1 protein-coding gene is annotated in these 680 nt (G+C 28.2%); it reads right to left on the bottom strand.

Features of this window, described 5'->3' with window-relative positions; translation table 11 throughout:
- On the bottom strand, positions 1-680 hold a 680-nt coding region (locus tag MBFIL_RS05035; protein ID WP_157078686.1), incomplete at both ends, for an AAA family ATPase.

The following is a 680-nucleotide window of genomic DNA, read 5'->3' as shown; positions in this document are numbered from 1 at the left end:
AAAATTGTCTTTTCTTCTTCTTTTATTGTTAAATAACCTGTTTGTAGTAGTGCTGTTGTGAAGTCTAAGTTTTCGAGTTTAAAGCTAGGGAATGTTCCTGAGAATGTGGCACTTTTATTTACTAAGACTTCCTCTTCCACTCCTTTTTTATCAATAAGATCTATAAGTAGTTTTGGTGTTCCTGTATCAAACCAATAGTTATTGAATCTACCATTGTTGAAAAATTCAAGAATTGAAAATGGATTATATAAGAAGTTCTTGCCATCCCAGGAATAACCATCATACCATTTTTTAATTAAATCAAGTATAATTTCTGGAGAAACATCATTGTTTTCACTGATTTCATCAATATATTCTTTGAAGTTCTCTTCAAGATCTTTTTGGGTATAACCACAGATGTTAGCGTATTTTGGGTTAATTGTAATGTCATCTAAATTGTTAAAGTCTGAAAATATTGAAGTTTTAGTGAATTTACTGATACCTGTTACAAAGATAAAATGGATATGCTCATCATTTGGTTTTAAAACCTGATAAAAACTTCTTAAAACATCACGATTACCTTTAGCTATTTCAATATCATCTAAATGACTACTAATAGCTTTATCATACTCATCTATTAAGATAACAACTTTTTTACCATATTTTTCATGTATTCTAATGATTAACTCTGTAAATTTACT

The organism is Methanobrevibacter filiformis (assembly GCF_001639265.1).
Classification (GTDB): Archaea; Methanobacteriota; Methanobacteria; order Methanobacteriales; family Methanobacteriaceae; genus Methanacia; species Methanacia filiformis.
This window is presented reverse-complemented; position numbering and strand designations above follow the sequence as displayed.